Below are 20,562 nucleotides of genomic sequence, written 5' to 3'. Positions count from 1 at the left end.
GGCTCCGGCTTATTTCTGTGTCGCCAGCTGCCAGAGAACACCCGCACGTGTGCCAGAGCGACAATAGCTGAATACTGGTCCTGGCAGTGTATTCAGGGCTTCCTGCATTTCGATAACAGCATCGGAAGAGGGAGCCACACCTGACGTCACAGGAATAGCATAAAAAGACAGGCCTGCCTGTGTGGCCGCGTTTGCAATGGTTTCAGCTGAAGGCTGGCCTGGATCTTCGTTGTCGGGACGTGTGCAGATGATGCTTTTAAAGCCTGCAGCACGAATAGCTGGCACGTCATCAGGTGAGATCTGAGGGGCAACTGCAAAATCCTCAGAAAGTTTTTTGTAGTGTGACATAAACAAAGCTCCGTATAAAAACTGAACTGGCCTGTATGGAGGGTGCCTGAAGAGTATGCCTCACAGGCACTGGCAGGGCATATTTATGGACCTTATTACAGGGCACGACAATAACCATATCTTTCTGGTGTCTGATGTGCAGGCACCGGGGTTGTGTTGTACCCGAAAGTTCTGTGTTATAATGCCATCGATCCGAAAGAACAGCGTGACCAGTTTCGCCACCGTTGATTGTGGCGTGCATGCAGGAGGCTGAAAGACCGCAAATGACAAACAATGACAAGGCCGGCAGTGATGTTGTCCCTCTGGCTCTGAGCACTCAGGATCTGGGCGAGCTGGAGCATGCCCTGACACAGGTTGAGGCCGGGAAAGGTGTACTTGTGCGCCTTGCTGACCTGATGGGCGGAGCTGTCGGCCATGCCGCGCGTCTTGGCCTGCGTGGACTTGGTATGGCCCCTGGTATGGAGCAGAAGCTGCGTGCTCTGGCAGAAAGTGCTGTGACCCGTGCGTTTGATATTGCTGTTGTCGGGCTGCGCTCCGGTAGTGATGCCGTGGCGGGTGATGAGCAAAGCTGGCGTAAACCGGTAACGCAGGCTGCAGTTGCAGTTTCGGGAGCTGTCGGTGGCTTTACAGGTCTGGCTGGCCTTGCCCCCGATATTGCTTTTACAACTCTGACAATTATGCGCGAGATTGCACATATTGCCCGTGAAGAGGGTGAAGATCTGTCGCAGGAAGATGCCCGTGCTGCCTGTCTGGAAGTTTTTGCGCTGAGAGCCTTCCCTAATGTGCGCGACGGGGATGAAAATGAACTGGGCTATTTCTCGGCACGGGCGTTGTTACGTGGTCGCCCGGTTGTTATGCTGATCGCTGAAGTAGCTTCACATTATGGTCTGGCTCTGGGGCAAAAGGTCTCTTTGCAGCTTATGCCTGTCGCTGGTGCGCTTTGTGGTGCATCCCTGAATACTGCTTTTCTGAATCATTACAGAGCACTCGCAAGAGCACATTTCACCATTCGTCGTCTTGAGCGTGAACATGGCCCTGTGGTGCGTGACACAGCTCTGGCACTGCGTGAGCAGGTTAAAAAATAAGCCCGCACTTAAAGCAGGAGCGCGTGACGTCATGCGCTCCTGCTTGAGAATTACCTGTCAGTCTTCCTGTATGAGCAGCGTGCCTGCCAGGGCCAGTATCATAAAGCCGCTCGATACAACTTCAGCTGTTACCTGGTAATGTGGTGCAAAGAGTGACACCAGGCCACTCAGGCCAATGCCAATGACACAAAAAAGGCGCATTGTCATAACGGGTCTCTCCTTAATATGATTATGGTCAGGCCGTTACGGGTGATGGTAAAGGCGTGCCTGCAGCAATAGCTGCTGCGTTATCAAGTGCCAGCATACACATAGCTGTGCGTGTTTCAATCGTTGCGCTGCCGGTATGCGGTGTCATGAAGACGTTTGGCAGGGCAAGAATGCGCGGGTCAGGATTAGGTTCATTCTGATATACGTCAAGACCTGCTCCTGCCAGCTGACCTGAACGAAGGGCATCAATCAGAGCTGTTTCATTAACAAGAGAGCCACGGGCCGCATTGACCAGAATACTCCCGCGCGGCAGTAAGCTCAGTGTACGGGCTGTAATGATGGGCTGGCCGTTTGATGATCCGGGCAGATGAAGCGAGAGAATATTACATTTTGGCAGCATTTCTTCGAGAGATGCATAATATGTAGCGCCTTCTTCCTGCGAGGGGTCCAGCTGACGGCGGTTGTGATACAACACATTCATTGAAAAACCGCGTGCACGCTGTGCTACGGCCTGACCAATGCGCCCCATGCCAATAATGCCCAGAGTTTTACCGCTGACTCTGTGGCCAAGCATCTCATCCATTTCCAGAGAATGGCCCCAGCCTTTTTTCATAATGTTGTAGTATTCTGCCGCCCGGCGTGATGCTGCGATAATCAGCATCATGGTCAGGTCGGCATTGCAGTCAGTCAGCACGCCGGGTGTATTCGATACAGCAATACCACGCGCGTTAAGAGCGGCGACATCAAGGTGATCAAGGCCTACGCTAACGGTCGCAACCAGCTTGACGCAGTCTGGCAGGGCTGCAACATCATCGCCTTTTAAAGGTGTGTGATGTGTTACAAGTAAGGCCTGCGCCTGAAAACTATGTGCCAGTTCAATCAGCTCTGCGGTGTTGAGTGGATGAGCTGGTGCCGCAGGTGCTGAAAATTCAGACAGGATTCGTCGCTCTGCAGCATCGAGCAGACGAACTGAGCGGATAAGACGAGGTTTTTCAGCAGACATATTGACCCCTGACAGATAAGAAAGCGGTAAAATTATACCATATTATAGCAGTATGACCTGAGCAGGAGATCATGGAATGGGCTCAGAATAAAAGGAAGGGTCATCCTGCGTTGAAAAATAAAATTTTTAGTGACCGTCCTGCAAAGGAATTAACAGTTAAATTATAAAGGAGCTCTGATGTGTCCAGACAGGTTCTGACACCTGAGATTATGCTGCGTGCTTATGCTGCAGGTTTTTTCCCTATGGCTGACAGTGCACAAGGGGACGAGCTGGCATGGTATGACCCTGACCCACGCGGAGTTTTACCGCTGGAGACATTTCATCTGCCACGCCGTCTGATGCGTACGGTGCTTTCAGATACCTTTGATGTCACTGTTGATCAGGATTTTCCCGGCGTGATGAGAGGATGTGCTGCTCCGGCACCCGGGCGTGAAGAGACCTGGATTAATGCAGAAATTTTTCGTCTGTTTTGTGCTCTGCACGATCAGGGGTTTGCTCATAGTGTAGAATGCCGCAGGGATGGCCGGCTTGTGGGCGGCTTGTATGGTGTTGCTCTGGGTGGTGCTTTTTTTGGTGAGAGCATGTTCAGCCGTGAGCGGGATGCCTCAAAAGTTGCTCTGGTGCACCTGGTCGCGCGGTTACAGATTTCTGGCTTTATTGTGCTTGATACACAATTTGGCACAGAACATCTGGCGCGTTTTGGCGGGCTTGAGATCCCTGCCGCTGATTATAAGGCGACTTTGTCGGGTGCTGTCCATATGTCGCCATGTTGGCGTAGTAATATCCCTCAAGAGGAATTACGAAACACAATTCGTGCGTTGCGTGGCACCGCAGTGTAAGATGAAAAAACGAGGATCGTTATGATACGTCGCCTGTCAGGCTGTAAATTTTTTCTGCCAACTGTGGCGGCATGTTTTCTGACAAGTCTGAATATTGTGAGCTGTGATATGTGGAGAGCCCGCGCTGTGGGAGCAGAGGCTGCTTCGCAGGAGCATCCGCCTCTTACACCTGCTCGTGATGCAACAATTGATTACGTTTTTCAGCCCCGCCCTCCGGCTGGTATGTCTGAGGCTGAGAAAAATACGGTTCCGCCACTGACAGACCGTCATGTGCAGCTTTTGTTTTCAGGTGATGGCGGGCTGATGCGCATTCGCTACCTTCAGGACAGCAAGGGTGATGAGGAGCGTGGTTCGGTTATTATGAACCGTAGTGCGCAGGAAATTATTATTACGCTGGATGCCCGTAAAATCTACACGCGCCTTGTACAGCAGGAAGCGATCAGAAATCCATTTTTTCTTGATTTATCAATGAAATTTACTCCTCAGGGGCAGGATGTTATCGCGGGGCAGCCCTGCACATTATGGGGTGTTGTCTCAACGCAGGGTAAGAGTAAGGTCTGCGTGACAGCAGATGGTCTTATTCTTGACTATGAAGGGGTTGATGTTGACGGCCTTAATGGTCACCTTAAGGCTGAAAAAATATCTTACGATCCTGTTCCTGCAAGTGCTTTTGAGCCGCCTGCTGGTTTTCATGAGTTTGTACCGCACAGAGGTAATGCTGAAGCAAGCGGAGGTGAAGGGGGCGGTGAGCCATCATCTCCGGACAGTTCAGCCGGCAGCGCAGGTATAACAGGAACCGGGCCGGGTGCGACAGGGTCAGAGGCCGCGTCAGAGACAGGAGAAAGAGAGGGGCAATGAGGCAGGTATCTGGTCAGGTTATAGCTGGCCTTGGGGTGCTGCTGGGCAGCATGTTTTCTGTTGCAGTATATGCACAGACGCCTGCAGTTGCGTCGTCTGCTGCAGCAGGAAAGCATGAAGCTGTATGTGACCAGAATGCGCCGTGCATTACGCCTGGCACTGATGTTGACATAGATTATGAGTTAACGTCTCCGCAAAACGGAAGCCTGCTTAAGCAGCGGATGCGCTGGCAGGTTGCCACGCTGCGTCAGCGTATTGACCCTGAGGGGAATGCACTTTTCATGCTAACCTCCTGGCCTGATCATACCCTGACAGTGGTGGATCTGGTGCGTCATACTCAGAGTGTTATGCCTGCTCCGTCACATGAGCTGACCCCTCCGGGACATCCGGCGATGATGGGGCATTATGCACGTCTTGGTTCTTCAGTTGTCGCTGGTGAGCATTGCACGCTCTGGCGCACAAAAGATTCAGATGGTTTTGTCACGGATGCCTGTTATACGGCCGATGGCTTACTGCTTCAGGTTTCGCGCAAACAAAAAATTATGGTTCAGGCTGTAAGAGTAGACCGCGCGGCTCAACCTGATAGTATCTTCAGAGTGCCGGAGGGGTTTAGTAAGGTCGCCCCTGCTACGCCGTAAGAATTTTTGAATATATGCCTTTGTTTGGGTAGTGTGCGTAAGAACGCGTAGCAGGGCTGGATTGTACGATGGGGAAGTTTACCAGGTTATTGCCCTGGACCGGGGTAGTGGCGTTGTTGTGTTTTTCATATGCCTCTGCTCAGACCGGTCATGATTATGCTGCCGGCCTTGGTGTCGTACAACAGGTGCCTAAAGGGCAGGGTGGAGTAAGTATTTGTGTTGCGTCGCCTGCTGGGGCAAAAGGTTTCCCTCTTATCATTCCTGCTGGTACAATATTTGCAGACGCAATATCCGACTACACTCCGGGTCAGGCATTTATTACAACACAGACTGTGGTGCTCACTGCTGACAGCCCCTGTGACGTCGCCGATGCCTCTTCTGTCGTATCACATACGCGCCACTGGCTGACACCGCAGGTTCTTCCGCAGTTTGATACGCTGTTTCAGCCTGTAGGTGAGACAAGTGGCAATGGTGTTGATACAGGCTTTGAAGAGGAAGATATAGGTTTCCGCAGGCTTATCGCTTCAGGCGCTGTGACGGCGCATGTTCTTGATCGCCTGCATGATACAATTTATCTCACTGAAAGTAATGCCGACATAGAAGATCCGGATGCCCCTCCTGTTCCGTAAGGCATAATTTTAGTCAGGGAGAACCGCCCGCAGCGCGCCGGGTAACAGGATGGCATACGGGTTAACGTGGAAATCAGGGTTTTTAAGTTTCCCGGACAGTGAAAATGTTACTGCCAGCAGGCCGCCATTTTTTTCGGGGCTGAATAATTGTCCGATAGCCGGTATTTTACCAAGCAGACTGTTCAGGGCAAATAGCGGTACAACCGTACCATCAATATCCAGTGTACCCTGCTTCAGATTAATGTCGCCTTTCATCGTCGCCCCCAGTGCACCGTTACCAGCATTGGCATCATGAATATTGATAATGCCATCTGATAACGACACGGGCACCGAAAGGTGTGTAATTGCAAATGAAGAGGCCTTTTTACTATTAATCCAGCCATAGAGAGAGATGTTTCTCGCTGCGAGAACGATACCTGGTACTTTAGTTACTGAAAATGTGCTGACATTAATAACACCATCAAAAGGTGCTGCCGGCAAAGCGTCGTTAAATGTCCCTTCCAGGGTCGCATGTCCGCCCTCGACATCAGGAATAATGTTAAAGGCTTTGAGAAAACCACCGGCATCAGGGATATTCACAGATAAATGCCGGTTTTTAGGTGCGGGGGTCATCTGAATTGTAATGGGAGAGGGAGCTTTCATGGTGAAAAGCATTTTCTCAAGCCGCAGGCCATTATGAAAAAAACGGGCGTTAATGCTGTGCAGAGCAGGCTTGGTCTCATTATAAATCAGTGAGTCAGCCTGCAGATTTATTCTCCACGCATTCCCCGGAGGGCCATGTAATTTCCCATTCGCTGCTGTGGGGATAGAATATCCATCATTTTCTTTCTTTTTTGTATCAGGAGAAGAAGATGGCGCGGAGGCAAAAGCTGAGTCCAGCAGGGGGGAAAGATCCAGCTGTGAAGCAACAACGCTGACATCAATCGTTTTGTCTCTGGACAGAAAAGGAAGAGACAGTTCAGCGTGTCCTGAGGAACGCCCTATATGGAAAGAGGATACAACCAGCCTGGGTGCTGTCTGAGAGCGCAGATTAATCTGCCCGCGAATATTCAGATCAGGTCCGTCCCCGGCGAGTTTATCGACACTGACCATATGACCATCAGCCATGTTGAGTGTGGCAGAGAGTGTGGCAGGCTGCCCTGCGGCTTTATGCCACATGGGAATGAAGATGTTTGCATGTTTCAGGTCAAGGTTGAGGTTGACGATGGCGTGTTTATTAAAAAAACGCGTATAATCAACTTTCAGGTTAGCCATGCCCTCGAAATGGTTTCCCGTTACAACGCCCGCAGCCAGAGCAGAATCTGGTGTGATATGTGCATTCAGGTGGAGTGTTTCAGCAATATCAGTCGGGCTGCCAGGTACAAAATTCATCATGTAGGAAACGTCAGATGGCTGCTCACCAGCCAGTGCGTGCCCTGACAGGCTGAGTTTTTTTGTTGTGGCTTGGAGTTTAAACTGACCATCATTGACGGAGTGATGCAGCACAACGTTTTCAAGATGTACGTGTGACAGAGCTGCTCTGGCATCAACGACAAGCTGATCGGCTGTAATGTGACTTTCCAGAGGAAGACCCAGCATCAGCGAGATATCTGCATTGCCTGACGGGTGGCTGAAACTGAGCGGGTGGCGCGAGAGGAGGTGCATACGTGGCTCAGACAGCAGAGACAAAATGTCCTGCACCTTGCCGTGCATACTGGCATTGATCACGCTCGTCTGATCTTTTTGATCAAGCCCGTTGATGACCATTGTGCCGGAGTTAATCGTGATGCGTCCTGTTCCGGTTGTTGCCAGCGCTGCATTTTTGAGCGTTGCGATCTGGTAGCCCTGGGTAAACGTAATAGTGATGCTTTTAAGGTTATTAATTGCCAGATGTGCACTAACATCATGAAAGGGCGAAACCGGGCGCAGCCAGTGAACAGTTAGCCCTGTGCCATCAACCCCGCCGTCAATATGTTTGACTTTCAGAGCACTCCAGCCGGTTTTGCTTTGTAAATCCAGAGAGACATGCAGGTTTCGGGCTGTGCCTGATGTAATATTTTTCATTACCCACAGGCGTCCGCCTTTGGCCGCACGTATAGGCCAGTAGTTACCTATCTGCGCAAATTGTAAGCCGGGGATAGAAAGCGTTGCTCCGCCTGACAGGCCTGTGGGACTTAACAGGTCGGAAATATCAAAATAACCCTGACCTGTGACCGTAAGGCCCTGATCGGGCTGATCAGGTGCGGCAGGGTTAAGGAGGTTAAGGGTCAGTTCTTTTAATTTTAGTTTTGCTCCGACTGCGCTGGCTGAGTGATGAAGCAGGTCAGCATGCAGTGTGGCGGTACCGTGCGTGAGAAGATAAGGTAGTTTCTTTACTTCTATCGTGCCTGCGCCAATATCGGTCGTCAGGTCAACTGCACCAGGTACTAGCCAGATGCTGTGCTTAACAGGTGAGAGAGTGATATCAGCACCCAGACTTACGGTGTTGTTAATCTGGGTCAGTTCTGGTGCAAGTGAAGCAAATGCCGAAGGACGGACCGGTGTGAGAGCAATATGCCATCTTGCATTATTATTTTTGGTAACAACGCCACCTGCGTTTATAGCCAGGTGTGTCTGAGGTGTATCCTGACTGGTAATCTGTAAGGAGAGTGAACCGGTTACAGCGTTTTTTCCGTGCAGGGTTTGGACATTCAGATCGGCTTCTGCTGGGGAGAGTGTCCACCGTGTGTTTGTTTTATTGTCGTCGAGCTTAATAACAGTATCATGAAGCCTTACATGCCGGATGCTGCTGAAGCTGAAAGAGTGTGAATGTTTTTTATTATGATGGTGTGTGCTGTTCGGTGCCCCGGTCAGGTTAATATCACCATCCGGTGTGCGGCTGAGATTCAGATGCGCACCTGTAACGGCAAGAGTATGTAATCTGATCTGACCATGTATTAATGATAGCGGGCTAAGTGTCGCTTCAGCCTCTTTAATAGTGTCGACCGGTGCTGTCGGGGCACCGGGGATGAGACTGATGTTATAAATTTTAAGTCTGAGTGGAATGGCAAAACCATCGTGCAGGCTGTTCCACCTCAGCTCAATTCTGCCAAAGTCAAGGGTGGTTTTATTTTCAGGATGTGCTTTATCTTTTTGTAAGACCACAGGCAGAAAAGGTCTGGCCAGTGGTGTTATATTCAAAGGTTTAAAGAGCATATAGCACAGCAGGCTGGCCACTGCGCAGACCGGAGTAAGCAGGACAACAAGCGCTGTAACAAGCAGCGCAAAACGTAATTTTTTCTTTGCGGGACGAGGCAGGTCTTGACCAGTTGAAGTCAACGCAGCAACCCTCTGTTCTTCTCCAGGATGGTCATATGATACAACCCGCTCCACAAATTCTGTTTCATGATATCCGTCAGTTGCGTGGTTCCAGCGTCTGGCCCGATGCCAGGTGGCCGGCGGCAGCTGAACCGCAGGCCGCGGACCGCTTTTGCACAGACATGGCTGATGCCCTGCGTGAGGCTGGTTATCAGGCTGTCCTTGATCAGCCGGGTGTCATGGCTTTGCTTGCCTGTCTTGGTGGCAACAGCCCCTACCTGTCTGATCTTGCCTTCCAGGATATCACATTCTTTGTGGCACTGATGCGGCAGGGGCCGGCAGAAAGTGCGGCACATGTTTTTGCTGAGCTCGATGCCTGTGACATTACCCGTGAGCGAGAGCATATTGCGGCTGTTCTGCGTCAGGCTAAGAAACGTATTGCGCTTCTGGCCGCAGTTGCTGATCTGGGTGGCTTCTGGTCGCTTGAAAAAGTTACTCAGACGCTGAGCCGTCTTGCAGACATGACTCTGGAGGTTGCTCTCAGGCATTTATTACGCGCTGCCCACTATTCAGGTCAGATAGAATTGAAAAACCCGGAGCGTCCGACCTTCCGCTGTGGAATTTTTGTTCTGGCAATGGGAAAACACGGAGCACGTGAACTTAATTTCTCCTCTGATATTGACCTTATGGTGCTGTATGATCCGTCATTATACAAGCAATCAGACGGTGTAAGACGTATTTTTATTCGCATGACCGGCGATTTAGTCAGTTTGATGGAAGCGCGCGATGCAAATGGCTATGTTTTTCGTACTGATTTACGTCTGAGGCCCGACCCGGGATCAACGCCGCCTGCTGTGTCTGTGCAGGCCGCGATGGTTTATTATGAAAGCCTGGGGCAGACATGGGAGCGGGCGGCTATGATAAAAGCGCGCCCTGTTGCTGGTGACCTGGCTCTGGGGCGGTCATTTCTGGATGGGCTTCGTCCTTTTGTCTGGCGGCGCCATCTCGATTTCGCTCTGATTGATGATATTCACATCATGAAGGCTCGTATAGATCACTACCGCAAAACCGGGCGGACGGACCTTGCCTCACAGCCTGACACAATGATGGCAGATGCACAGGCAGGTATCAGCTGGCTGCTCGGGCACAACCTGAAACTGGGGCAGGGCGGTATTCGCGAAATTGAGTTTATTGTTCAGGCGATGCAGCTCGTCTGGGGCGGGCGGGACCCCGCCTTGCGGGATAAAACAACATTTGGTGCGCTTAAAAAGCTTGTGCGTTCGGCTTATCTGCCGCGTGAAGAGGCAGAGACACTGGCTCGTACCTATCGTCTGCTGCGTGACGCTGAGCACCGTCTGCAAATGCGCTCAGACCAGCAGACGCATTCTTTGCCAGATAAGCGTGAGGCGTTTGAGGCGTTCGCTATCTTTATGAATTACTCAGATGCTGAGACAATGGTGCTCGATCTGTTGCCACGCATGCGTGAAACGCGCCGTATTTTTGAACGCCACTTTGTGACGCATTCAGGAAGCCCCGAAGCGGAGGATGCACGTTTTCTGGTTGTTGACCCGAACGATCAAAAAACGGTTGATTATCTCAACCAGCAGGGATTCAGTGCTGATCAGGCTGTTGAGGCTGCCCAGATTCTGGCGCGCTGGCAGAAACATAGCATGAGGGCTTTGCGCTCAGAGCGTGCCCAGGCGTTGCTGCGTAAGCTGCTGCCTGCTCTGCTGGGCAGCTTTGTAACCCGTAGCAACCCTCTGGCATGTCTGCGGCGTTTTGACACGTTGCTGGCGCGTCAGCATGCAGGGGTGCAGCTGCTTTCTCTTTTTGAGAAAAACCCGGTTCTGATTGATCGCATTGCAGACATATTTGATGCCTCGGCTTTTCTTGCTGATCATCTTGCCGATACCCCTTCTGCTCTTGAGGGTATACTGGAGCCTGAGCCTGAATCCGGGCGTAATGTTCGCGAGCGCCTGCATCAGCTGGCCCGTGAAGCAGAAGATACTGAAATGCTTGTGACAATGCTCCGTCCGCTTCTGCGTGGTGAGGAGTTTCGTCTTTCTGTCGCTGTTCTTGAAGGGCGGATGGATGAAGATGAGGGAGAGCGTATCCGTACTATTCTCGCTGATGCGGTGATGATTGCTTTGTGGCGTGCTGTAGAGAAAGACCATACCCGCCGGTATGGTCGTGTTCCTGGCGGCAGCATGGCAGTCATTGCAATGGGTAAAGCAGGCTCTCGTGAAATGATGCCTGGTTCAGACCTTGATCTGCTCTTAGTCTTTGATCACCCGGAGGAAGAGCTAAACAGCATTATTCCTGAACGGGCTGCCGCAGCAGCAGAGGGTGCATTTTATTCTGCCCCCCGGAGTGTGACGGTATCACAATATTACACGAGGCTGGCCCACGCCTTTATTGCAGCACTGACAGCCCCGGGACCAGAGGGGCCGCTTTATGCTGTTGATATGCGGCTGCGTCCGTCAGGTGCCGCTGGTCCGGTTGCGGTGTCACGTGCTGCTTTTATGCGTTATCACCGTGAACAGGCATGGACATGGGAGCGTATGGCTTTAACCCGTGCACGCATTATCACGGCACCTCCGGCTCTGCGTCGTGTTTTGCAGGAGAACCTGAATCATATTCTTGATGGTTCGGTAAAGGAAACGCCATTTAGTGCGGGGAGTGTGCTTGAAGACGCACGGAGCATGCGGGCGAGACTTGAGCGGGATTTGCCCGCATCAAGCCCGTGGGACGTTAAAAGGCGTTCCGGCGGACTGATGGAAGTCGAGTTTCTGGCTCAGAGTCTGCAGCTGGAGGCAGTTGATTCGTCGGTAAGAGACACATGCACGCGACGTGCTTTGACACAGCTTGGTCGGGCAGGCGTATTGTCGCACGATGATGTGACACTTTTGCTGAAGGCTGACCGTATCTGGCGGCGTCTGCAGTGTCTGTTACGTCTGTTGTGTGGACCCGTGCCGCCACAGGATCTGGAAAAGGAACTTTCAGCCGGTGCTCAGGCTGTGTTGCTGCGTGCTTTACAGATGGGTAGTTTATCTGATGTGCTAAGTGAAACCAGCGAACTGGCACATGCTGTCAGAGCATGTTTTGAGCGTATTGCCGGCATTGTAGGTGAAGAAAGCAGTCAGTAACGTATAGTGTCAAAAAAGGAGAGTGTTATGTCGCAGACGTATGTTTTGAAAGAGGGAGATACAGCTCCCGACTTTTCGATGGATGCTACGAACGGCCGGCACGTTAGCCTTCAGAGCCTTAAAGGGCAGGCTTTTGTTCTGTATTTCTATCCGAAAGCTGATACGCCAGGATGCACGAAGGAAGCCTGCGCTTTTAACGATGCTTTGCAGGCTTTTGATAAAACCGGACTTAATATTATTGGCGTTTCGCGCGACCCGATGAAAAAGCTCGAAAGCTTTTCAGAAAAATACGGGCTGGCTTTTCCTCTGGCATCAGATGCAGATGGTCAGGTGACTGAAGCCTATGGTACCTGGGTCGAAAAGTCGCTTTATGGCAAAACATATATGGGTATAGAGCGCACAACTTTCCTGATTAATGCTGAAGGAAAAATTGCGCGCATATGGCATAAAGTTAAAGTTGACGGCCATGCCGATGCAGTTGTGGAGGCTGTTTCGGCACTGTAAGTGCTCTGGCTGTTTGCCTGAAAGCTTAGTAAGCGCCCGGAGCGTAGTAAGAGCCGGGTGCATAATACCCGCCAGGAGCATAATAAACGGGGCGTGGTGGTGGTGGTGGTGCTACCGGTACCACTGGCACAGCGTAGACTGGCGGTGCTGGTGGAATATAAGCAACCGGTGGAGCCGGCTGAGCTACGGGAGTACCGATCGCCGCTCCGGCGAGAGCGCCGACAGCAAGCCCGCCAATCAGAGCACCGGCGATAGCGCCGCCATTGCTATGGTGATGGTGGCGATAGGCACCCGGGCCGGGACCACCCCATCCACCGCCGGGAGGAGGGCCGCCCCGGCCATAAGGATAAGCATGTGCAGCTGGCACGGTCGTCATCAGAGTTCCGATGACAGCAGGAAGAGCAATTAAGAGCTTTGTAACAGACCGCATGAGAACACTCCCTGTTCAGCGTTGTAACTGTTCTATGCGTATAGAAAAGACCTGACTCATGGCTTTTTGAAGGCCTGATTCTGACAGCATTTGCCTTTGTTATGAACTCTTCAGTTTTCCGTATTTTCCGGGTGTGTGTCGATCTGACTCCCTGAGGGAAGTGTCAGAACCGTCAGGAAAGTGACAAACGCACAGGCCGAAACATATACAGCAAACCAGGATTCGTGGCCGATCTGGCGAAACCACAGGGCAATATATTCTGTCGTGCCACCAAAGACCGATACAGTGATGGCGTATGGCAGAGCAACGCCAAGGGCTCTGACCTGTGTCGGAAAAAGCTCGGCTTTAACAATGGCATTGATAGACGTGTAGCCTGAGGCGATGCTCAGGGCGAAAACGATAAGGAGGAAGGCAAGCCAGGGGGATTTGATTTCTGACAGCATTGAAAAAACGGGAAGTGTGCAAAGGCTTGCCATAACACCAAAATAGATAAGCAGGGGTTTACGGCCTATGCGGTCAGATAAGGCACCAAAGGCAGGTTGCAGAAGAGAGAAGACGACAAGCGAAGCTGAGGAGATCAGAGTTGCTGTGTCTTTTGGAAAGCCTACCGTATTTGCAAGGTATTTTTGCATGTAAATTGTGTAGGTATAAAAAATGACCGTGCCGCCCAGCGTCATGCCACATACGGTCATAATAGCCCGTTTGTATTTCCAGAGTACCTTCAGGCCACCTTTTTCTTTCTTCTTGTGGCTGGATTTAAAGTTTTCACTTTCTTCCATGTTTCGCCGCATCCAGAAAATCAGCAGGCCGCCAACAGCGCCAAGAAAAAACGGCACGCGCCAGCCCCATGCGGAAATCTGCTCTGGTGTCAGAAAAACATATTGCATGAGCAGCAGGATAATAAGAGCCAGCAGTTGCCCCATCACCAGCGTGACGTAGAGAAAGCCTGACCAGAAGCCTTTGTTATGTGCAGATGACATTTCAGCCAGATAGGTGGCAGAAGCTCCGTATTCACCACCAAGGCTGAGCCCCTGAACGAGGCGGGCAATGAGCAGAACAGCAGGTGCCATAAGGCCGATCTGATCATAGGTAGGGCAGAAGGCTATAATAAGCGAACTGGCGCACATTGCTGTGACTGAAACAGTCAGGGCTGTTCGTCTGCCATAACGGTCAGCAGCAGAGCCAAGAAGCCAGCCCCCGACAGGGCGCATAAAAAAGCCAATGGCAAATACTGCAGCGCTTTTTAAAAGTTCAGCGGTCTGATCCCCATGGGGAAAGAAAGCATGGGCAAAATAAATTGCGAAAGATGAATAAACGTACCAGTCATAATACTCCAGAAGGTTGCCGGCTGATCCTGCAATAATACCTCTTATGCGCTGCACTGTATTCATCACATACTGTTCCGTTTTAATCTCAGTAAATTTCAGGTGCCTGGTGGGATATATTTTTATTTTCAAGTGCATTGCGCAGTTGCTGTTTATCGAGACTGTTCTCCCATCGTGAAACAACAATCGCGGCGACAGCATTGCCAATCAGGTTTGTCAGTGACCGGCACTCTGACATGAAGCGATCAATACCTAAAATCAGCGCCATACCAGCAACGGGAACAGAAGGTACGACAGAAAGTGTTGCGGCAAGAGTAATAAATCCCGCACCAGTAACGCCGGCGGCTCCTTTTGAGCTGACCATAGCGACAAGCAAAAGAGCAACCTGCTCACCCAGGCCAAGATGAACATTTGTCGCCTGAGCGATGAACAGGGCAGATAAGGTCATGTAGATATTGGTGCCATCAAGGTTGAAGGAATACCCCATAGGCACGACCAGCCCCACAATACCCTGCGGACAGCCTGCATTTTCGAGTTTTGAGATCAGGCCGGGGAGGGCTGATTCAGATGAGCTGGTGCCCAGAACAATTAACAGCTCTTCTTTAAGGTAACGCAGCAGACTGAAAATGTTAAAGCCCACCAGGCGGGCAACAACACCGAGAATGAGGACAATAAATAAAATAGCAGTCAGGTAGAAGGTGAGGATAAGCAGCACAAGATTGCCAATAGAGCTGACGCCAAAACGACCAACTGTAAAAGCCATTGCCCCGAAAGCACCAACAGGAGCAGCGTACATCACCAGTCTGACAACACCAAAGACCAGTTCGGTCAGACTTTTGAAAAAATCGAGTATTTTTTCGCCGGCTTTGCCCATTTGCGCGAGGCTGATCCCAAAAAGAATGGAAATGAGCAGCACCTGCAAAATTTCGCCTGATGTGAAGGCTCCCGCCGTTGTGGTGGGAATAATGTGCATCAGAAATTCGGTAAATGTGTGAGAGTGTGCCTCAGTAACAAATGATCTGATGCTACTGGCATCAAGAGATGCCGGGTCGATGTTGAGGCCGCTGCCCGGGCGGACAACATTGGCCACAATCATGCCAATAATCAGTGCTAGCGTGGAAAAGAGCAGGAAATAGCTCATAGCTTTGCCGGCAACGCGCCCGGTTTGTTTCAGGTCTGCCATGCCGGCAATGCCGGTGCTGACCGTCAGAAAAATGACAGGGGCGATCACCATTTTGATGAGTTTAACAAATCCGTCACCCAGCGGCCGCAATGATGTGCCAAAACCGGGAAAAAAGTAGCCAACAACGATACCGGCTATCACAGCTGCGACAACCTGAAGGTAAAGCATTTTATGACGAGACGAAGACGGTGCCGAAAGAGCGGCGGGGTCAGGCAGATGCACGCGGAAAGTTCCTGTTGTGAATTGTTATTGTTGTTGAACGGTTCTGTGCCGGATGGTTCAGTATAATCTCTAAAAAAATCCCTGTCATTGCATGGTATCATTTCACGCGGAAATGTGTGTTAATTTCGTTGTGAGCGAATACGTTTGTTAAGGGTAATGAACTGTTCTGAGAAAAGGTACGTAAGTATCAGGTATGGAGTAATTATGTCCTGCTTTTACAGGGAATATGAACGTAAGTTTAGGCCTGTTAAAGGTATTTTTATTTGCGTCATCACAGGATAGCTGTATGCGAGGGAAGGATGTCTGTTGTTTGTTAGTGATCATCTGAGGATAGGCGCGCAATGAATGAAATCGTCGTTACGGCGCTTAAAAAGCCATATACTTTTGTTGTGCTCTCTATTCTCATTGTTGTTTTTGGTATAAGGGGAATTTTCAAAACCCCTACTGACGTTTTTCCAAGTATTAACATCCCGGTTGTTGCAGTTGTCTGGACATATACCGGCTTAATGCCTGAAGATATGTCGGGTCGTGTCGTGTATTATTACGAGCGTGCGCTGACTGCTACCGTTAACAATATTGAGCACATAGAGAGTCAGTCCTATTACGGGCGTGGTATTGTTAAAATTTTCTTCCAGCCCGGAACAGATACTGCCGTTGCACAAACGCAGATTACTTCCGTCTCGCAGACTGTGATTAAGCAGATGCCGACGGGGTCAACGCCCCCATTGATTCTGACGTATAATGCGTCTTCGGTGCCGGTTATTACCCTTCAGGTTGCCTCAACCTCGATGACGGCGTCAGAAATTTACAATATGGCGTCAAACTATATCCGTCCGGCTCTGGTGTCGGTGGCGGGTGCAGCTATTCCCAATCCCTATGGTGGTCAGCCAGCCAATATAATGGTTGACCTCGACCCGATTAAGCTGCTGGCTCATAAGCTTTCGCCGGTTGACGTTTCAAAAGCTCTGGGTAGTCAGAATATTGTGCTGCCTGCAGGTGATCAGCGTATCGGGCCATTTGACTGGATGGTTCAGACTAACGCGTCCCCCCGTGAGCTTGATGAACTTAATATGATACCGATCAAGCAGGTCGGAAACGCTGTAGTGCGCCTGCAGGATGTTGCCTGGGTTCATTCAGGTGGTCCGCCTCAGACCAACCTGGTGCTTGTTAAAGGGCAGCAGGGTGTTCTGATCGTTATTATGAAAAGTGGTGATGCTTCTACGCTTGAGGTGGTTGCGGGTGTGAAGGCCCTGCTGCCGGGTATTGTCAAAACCCTGCCGCCGGGTGTCAGTATCAAAATCCTCAATGACGCCTCTACATTTGTGAAGGAATCTGTTCAGGATGTGTTGCGTGAAATGTTCACAGCAGCGTGTCTGACAGGCCTTGTGGTATTGCTGTTCCTCGGATCGTGGCGTTCGACAGTGATTATCGCCACGTCAATTCCGCTGGCAATGCTGTGCTCGATTATCTGCCTTGGCTGGGCCGGGCAGACCATTAACGTTATGACGCTTGGCGGTCTGGCGCTCGCGGTCGGTATTCTTGTCGATGATGCCACCGTGATGATTGAGAATATTGATGCGCATCTTGAAATGAATAAAGATCTGGAAACCGCTATTATCGATGCGGCTAACCAGATTGTTATTCCGACATTCGTTTCGACATTGTGTATCTGTATTGTGTGGACACCGCTGTTCCAGCTGACGGGAGTTGCCGGCTGGCTGTTTATGCCAATGGCTGAAGCCATTGTGTTTGCCATGATCGCCTCGTTCATTCTGTCCAGAACGCTGGTGCCAACTATGGCAAAGTTCATGCTGGCGGCTCAGGTTGAAGCCCACCGTGCACATGCGGGTGAAGCGCCGAAAACATTTTTCGGTCGTTTTCAGAAAGGCTTTGAGCGTCGTTTTGAAGCTTTTCGTCACGCCTATTACCGCCTGCTGAAATATCTGGTGAGCGTGCGTACCAGTTTTATACCGATCTTTGTTTTGTGCTCTGTGCTGTCAATGGGGCTTTTGCTGGCTGTCGGGCAGGACTTCTTCCCTGAAGTGAACTCTGATGCGCTGGCTATTCATATGCGTGCGCCGCTGGGCACAAGGCTGATGGAAGCCGGCAAAATTTCCGAGCTTATTAATCAGGAGATCGAGCGCACACTGCCTGGTCAGGTTGAGGGTATCGTTGATAACTGCGGTCTTCCCTTCAGTGCGCTGAACCAGGCATTTATCCCCACACCTACGGTTGGTACACAGGACTGTGACCTGACGGTATCACTGAAAAACTCTGAGGCCCCGGTTGCTGAGTATCGTCGTCTGATCCGTCGCAATCTTATGGAGAAATTTCCAGGTACACAAATTTCTTTCATGCCTGGTGATCTGACCTCAAAAATTCTGAATTTTGGTTTGCCGTCACCTATTGATGTGCAGATCGTCGGTCGTAATCTGACGGATAATTTTAAGTTTGCTAACCGGCTGGCTGAGCGTTTGCGCCATGTTACGGGGCTGACGGATATTTCGGTGCAGCAGCCTATGACAACGCCTACGCTGCGCATTAACGCACGGCGTACATATGCGCTTGGTACAGGGATTACGGAATCTGATGTCGCTAACAATGCGCTGGTGTCACTTTCAGGCAGTTCACAGGTCGGTCAGGTTTACTGGCTTGATGTTACGACTGGTGTCTCGCATCTGATTGATATTCAGACGCCGGCTGCATTTTTGCAGACCATGAATGACCTGGAGCTTACACCGGTTGATAAAGGTGACGGTAACCCTTCAGGTAAAAATATGCAGATTCTGGGGGGGCTGAGCCATATTGAGCAGACAGGCACCCCGGGTGAGGTTGCGCATTATAATATTATGCCCGTCTTTGATATTTATGCCTCAAATGAGGGAGTTGATCTGGGTAAAGCCTCGCGTGATGTCGAGCAGATTGTTGACCAGGAGCGGATCAATCTGCCTCATGGTTCATCTCTCGTCGTGCGTGGGCAGGCAGTTACAATGAACAGTGCATATGTGCAGCTGATTGCTGGTCTGGCGATGTCCATTCTGCTGGTTTATCTGCTGATCGTTGTTAACTTTCAGTCATGGCTTGATCCGTTTATCATCATCATGGCCCTCCCGGGGGCGCTGGCTGGCATTTCATGGAGCCTGTTTCTCACGCATACAACATTGTCCGTGCCGGCTCTGACCGGGGCGATTATGTGCATGGGCACGGCCACCGCAAATGCTATTCTGGTTGTAGCGTTTGCCCGTGAAAGGCTTGATGAGCATGGTGACGCGGTTAAGGCTGCTCTTGAAGCCGGGTATGAGCGTATTCGCCCTGTGCTGATGACTGCACTGGCCATGATTATCGGTATGTTGCCGATGTCTATGAGTAATTCACAAAATGCGCCTTTAGGTAAAGCCGTTATGGGCGGGCTGATTGTTGCAACTGTTGCGACATTACTGTTCGTCCCCTGCGTTTTTGCCTTGTTACACAATCATAAAAAGACAGAGCTGAAGAGCGAGGGAGAGAGCTGATGAGTGCGCATGATCAGGGGCCGCACGGCAGGCACGACTCAAACCCGGGGCAGCATTCAGTTTCCCCTGCAAAACGCCGGCTCTGGGTGTTTGTTGTCGGGGGTGTTGCTGTGGGGCTGGTCGTTATCGGCCTTGTGCAGCGGCATATGCAGTATTCAAAACTGATTGATGAAACAATTCATCAGGCTGTGCCGGCTATACAGGTTATTTACCCGCAGGAGGGGCCGTCAGAGCGTACATTGTCTCTGCCCGCTAATGTTTCGGCCTGGTATCAGGCTCCTATTTATGCCCAGGTCTCGGGCTACGTGAAAATGTGGTATAAGGACTTCGGTGCTGTTGTGAAGGCAGGTGACGTACTTGCTGAAATTAACACGCCAGGTCTTGATGCGCAGTATTCCGCAGCGCAGGCCCGGCTGAATGTTGCCAAAGCCCGGTATAAACTTGCTGAAATTACAGCTGCCCGCTGGAAGGCCCTTCAGGGTACGCAGGCCGTCTCACGTCAGGAGGTTGACGTGCAGGCCGCGAATGCTGCGGCTGAAAAAGCTGAGATGGAGGCCGCGGGCTTCGATGTCGAACGCTTTGCTGCGCTGGAGAACTTTAAGCGTATTGTCGCCCCGTTTGATGGTGTCGTTACATCGCGTTTTGCTAACGTAGGTGACTATGTTAATGCCGGCCGCGGTGATGTGGATTCACAGGGGCAGGCGACAGAACTTTTCAGTGTTGCTGATGTGCATGCTATGCGTGTTTTCGTCGCTGTCCCGCAGGATTACGCTGATGTTATAGGGCCAGGCCTTCAGGCTGATCTGGTTCTGCCGCAGTACCCTGATAAAGTGTTTAAAGCAAAATATCTCACAGCAGCGACGGCGTTTAATTCTTCTACCCGTACCGTGACCACTGAGCTCACAATTGATAATAAAACCCGTGAACTGTGGCCTAATTCGTATGCGACAGCGACATTCCGAGCTCCGGGAGATTCAAATATTCTGATCCTGCCGCTGGGTGCGCTTATTTTCCGCGCGGAGGGTACGCAGGTTGCGCTGGTTGATGATACCAACCATGTGCATCTTGTGAGCGTTACAGTGGGTACAAATCTTGGATCTACCCTGCAGATTTTACGCGGTGTTAAAAAGACCGATCGTGTCATTAATAATCCTTCTGCAGGCATTCTTGACGGTCAGGAGGTGCGTGTTGTTCAGGGCACGCCAGGGTATAACGCTCCTCCGGTTAAGCCCGTGGCGGCCTCCGCTGCGGCAAAGGCTAATGCGGCAAAGCAGACAGAAAATGTAAGAGCTCTGCCTGATGATAATGCACCAGTACCTGAAGCCGGAGGTCGTCAATGAAATGGGGCGGAAGGTCA

General features: G+C 51.0%; 16 protein-coding genes. 9 read left to right on the top strand and 7 right to left on the bottom strand.

Annotation, left to right across the window (positions count from 1 at the left end):
- Positions 1-9: 9 nt before the first annotated feature.
- Positions 10-348: a TIGR01244 family sulfur transferase gene (locus HK11_RS05950; RefSeq protein WP_086554422.1), complete on the bottom strand. Its 339-nt coding sequence runs from the start codon at positions 346-348 to the stop codon at positions 10-12.
- Between the two features lie 263 nt (positions 349-611).
- Here HK11_RS05950 and HK11_RS05945 point away from each other — a divergent pair, with 263 nt between their 5' ends.
- Positions 612-1,433: an EcsC family protein gene (locus HK11_RS05945; protein ID WP_369822923.1), complete on the top strand. Its 822-nt coding sequence runs from the start codon at positions 612-614 to the stop codon at positions 1,431-1,433.
- 57 nt (positions 1,434-1,490) lie between these two features.
- Here the strand turns inward: HK11_RS05945 and HK11_RS12320 are convergent, their stop codons facing one another.
- The gene (locus HK11_RS12320; protein WP_158092785.1) at positions 1,491-1,640 is read right to left on the bottom strand and encodes a hypothetical protein; all 150 of its coding nucleotides are present in this window, start codon (positions 1,638-1,640) and stop codon (positions 1,491-1,493) included.
- 28 nt (positions 1,641-1,668) lie between these two features.
- Complete coding sequence (locus HK11_RS05940; protein WP_086554420.1) at positions 1,669-2,643, bottom strand: D-glycerate dehydrogenase; 975 nt, start codon at positions 2,641-2,643, stop codon at positions 1,669-1,671.
- A gap of 209 nt (positions 2,644-2,852) precedes the next feature.
- On the opposite strand from HK11_RS05940, the gene aat reads away from it, so the two are divergent.
- The 4 genes from aat (at position 2,853) to HK11_RS05920 (ending at position 5,607) form a co-directional block, all read left to right on the top strand.
- Positions 2,853-3,482, top strand: coding sequence for a leucyl/phenylalanyl-tRNA--protein transferase (gene aat / locus HK11_RS05935; RefSeq protein WP_194299652.1), 630 nt, complete (start codon positions 2,853-2,855; stop codon positions 3,480-3,482).
- Between the two features lie 21 nt (positions 3,483-3,503).
- Complete coding sequence (locus tag HK11_RS05930; protein ID WP_086554418.1) at positions 3,504-4,340, top strand: DUF4412 domain-containing protein; 837 nt, start codon at positions 3,504-3,506, stop codon at positions 4,338-4,340.
- On the top strand, positions 4,337-4,978 hold the full coding sequence (locus HK11_RS05925) for a hypothetical protein (protein WP_086554417.1): 642 nt from the start codon (positions 4,337-4,339) through the stop codon (positions 4,976-4,978). The genes HK11_RS05930 and HK11_RS05925 overlap by 4 nt, the downstream gene beginning before the upstream one ends.
- A gap of 68 nt (positions 4,979-5,046) precedes the next feature.
- On the top strand, positions 5,047-5,607 hold the full coding sequence (locus HK11_RS05920; protein ID WP_143216353.1) for a hypothetical protein: 561 nt from the start codon (positions 5,047-5,049) through the stop codon (positions 5,605-5,607).
- A gap of 9 nt (positions 5,608-5,616) precedes the next feature.
- Here the strand turns inward: HK11_RS05920 and HK11_RS05915 are convergent, their stop codons facing one another.
- Complete coding sequence (locus tag HK11_RS05915; protein ID WP_086554415.1) at positions 5,617-8,904, bottom strand: AsmA-like C-terminal region-containing protein; 3,288 nt, start codon at positions 8,902-8,904, stop codon at positions 5,617-5,619.
- Between the two features lie 38 nt (positions 8,905-8,942).
- Between HK11_RS05915 and HK11_RS05910 the strand changes: the two genes are divergently transcribed.
- Both HK11_RS05910 and bcp read left to right on the top strand, forming a co-directional pair.
- Positions 8,943-12,029: a bifunctional [glutamine synthetase] adenylyltransferase/[glutamine synthetase]-adenylyl-L-tyrosine phosphorylase gene (locus tag HK11_RS05910; RefSeq protein WP_369822926.1), complete on the top strand. Its 3,087-nt coding sequence runs from the start codon at positions 8,943-8,945 to the stop codon at positions 12,027-12,029.
- 27 nt (positions 12,030-12,056) lie between these two features.
- A complete protein-coding gene (gene bcp, locus HK11_RS05905; RefSeq protein ID WP_086554413.1) occupies positions 12,057-12,533 on the top strand; it encodes a thioredoxin-dependent thiol peroxidase in 477 nt (158 codons plus the stop codon).
- A 25-nt stretch (positions 12,534-12,558) separates the two neighbouring features.
- On the opposite strand, the gene HK11_RS05900 is transcribed toward bcp, so the two are convergent.
- The 3 genes from HK11_RS05900 to HK11_RS05890 form a co-directional block, all read right to left on the bottom strand.
- Positions 12,559-12,963, bottom strand: coding sequence for a hypothetical protein (locus tag HK11_RS05900; RefSeq protein ID WP_086554412.1), 405 nt, complete (start codon positions 12,961-12,963; stop codon positions 12,559-12,561).
- Positions 12,964-13,073: 110 nt separating this feature from the next.
- Positions 13,074-14,354, bottom strand: a complete 1,281-nt coding sequence (locus HK11_RS05895) for an MFS transporter (protein WP_086554411.1) — start codon at positions 14,352-14,354, stop codon at positions 13,074-13,076.
- A 22-nt stretch (positions 14,355-14,376) separates the two neighbouring features.
- On the bottom strand, positions 14,377-15,639 hold the full coding sequence (locus HK11_RS05890) for a dicarboxylate/amino acid:cation symporter (protein WP_086554507.1): 1,263 nt from the start codon (positions 15,637-15,639) through the stop codon (positions 14,377-14,379).
- A gap of 395 nt (positions 15,640-16,034) precedes the next feature.
- Here HK11_RS05890 and HK11_RS05885 point away from each other — a divergent pair, with 395 nt between their 5' ends.
- Complete coding sequence (locus HK11_RS05885; RefSeq protein WP_086554410.1) at positions 16,035-19,205, top strand: efflux RND transporter permease subunit; 3,171 nt, start codon at positions 16,035-16,037, stop codon at positions 19,203-19,205.
- Positions 19,205-20,545 carry an efflux RND transporter periplasmic adaptor subunit gene (locus tag HK11_RS05880; RefSeq protein WP_086554409.1) on the top strand — a complete coding sequence of 447 codons (1,341 nt, stop codon included), beginning with the start codon at positions 19,205-19,207 and terminating at the stop codon, positions 20,543-20,545. Before HK11_RS05885 ends, HK11_RS05880 begins: the two co-directional genes overlap by 1 nt.
- Positions 20,546-20,562 lie beyond the last annotated feature (17 nt).

Origin of the sequence: Acetobacter sp. DmW_043 (genome assembly GCF_002153485.1) — a bacterium.
Lineage (GTDB): Bacteria > Pseudomonadota > Alphaproteobacteria > Acetobacterales > Acetobacteraceae > Acetobacter > Acetobacter thailandicus.
The sequence above is the reverse complement of the archived record's forward strand: the minus strand, read 5'-3'. Positions and strand labels throughout refer to the sequence as shown.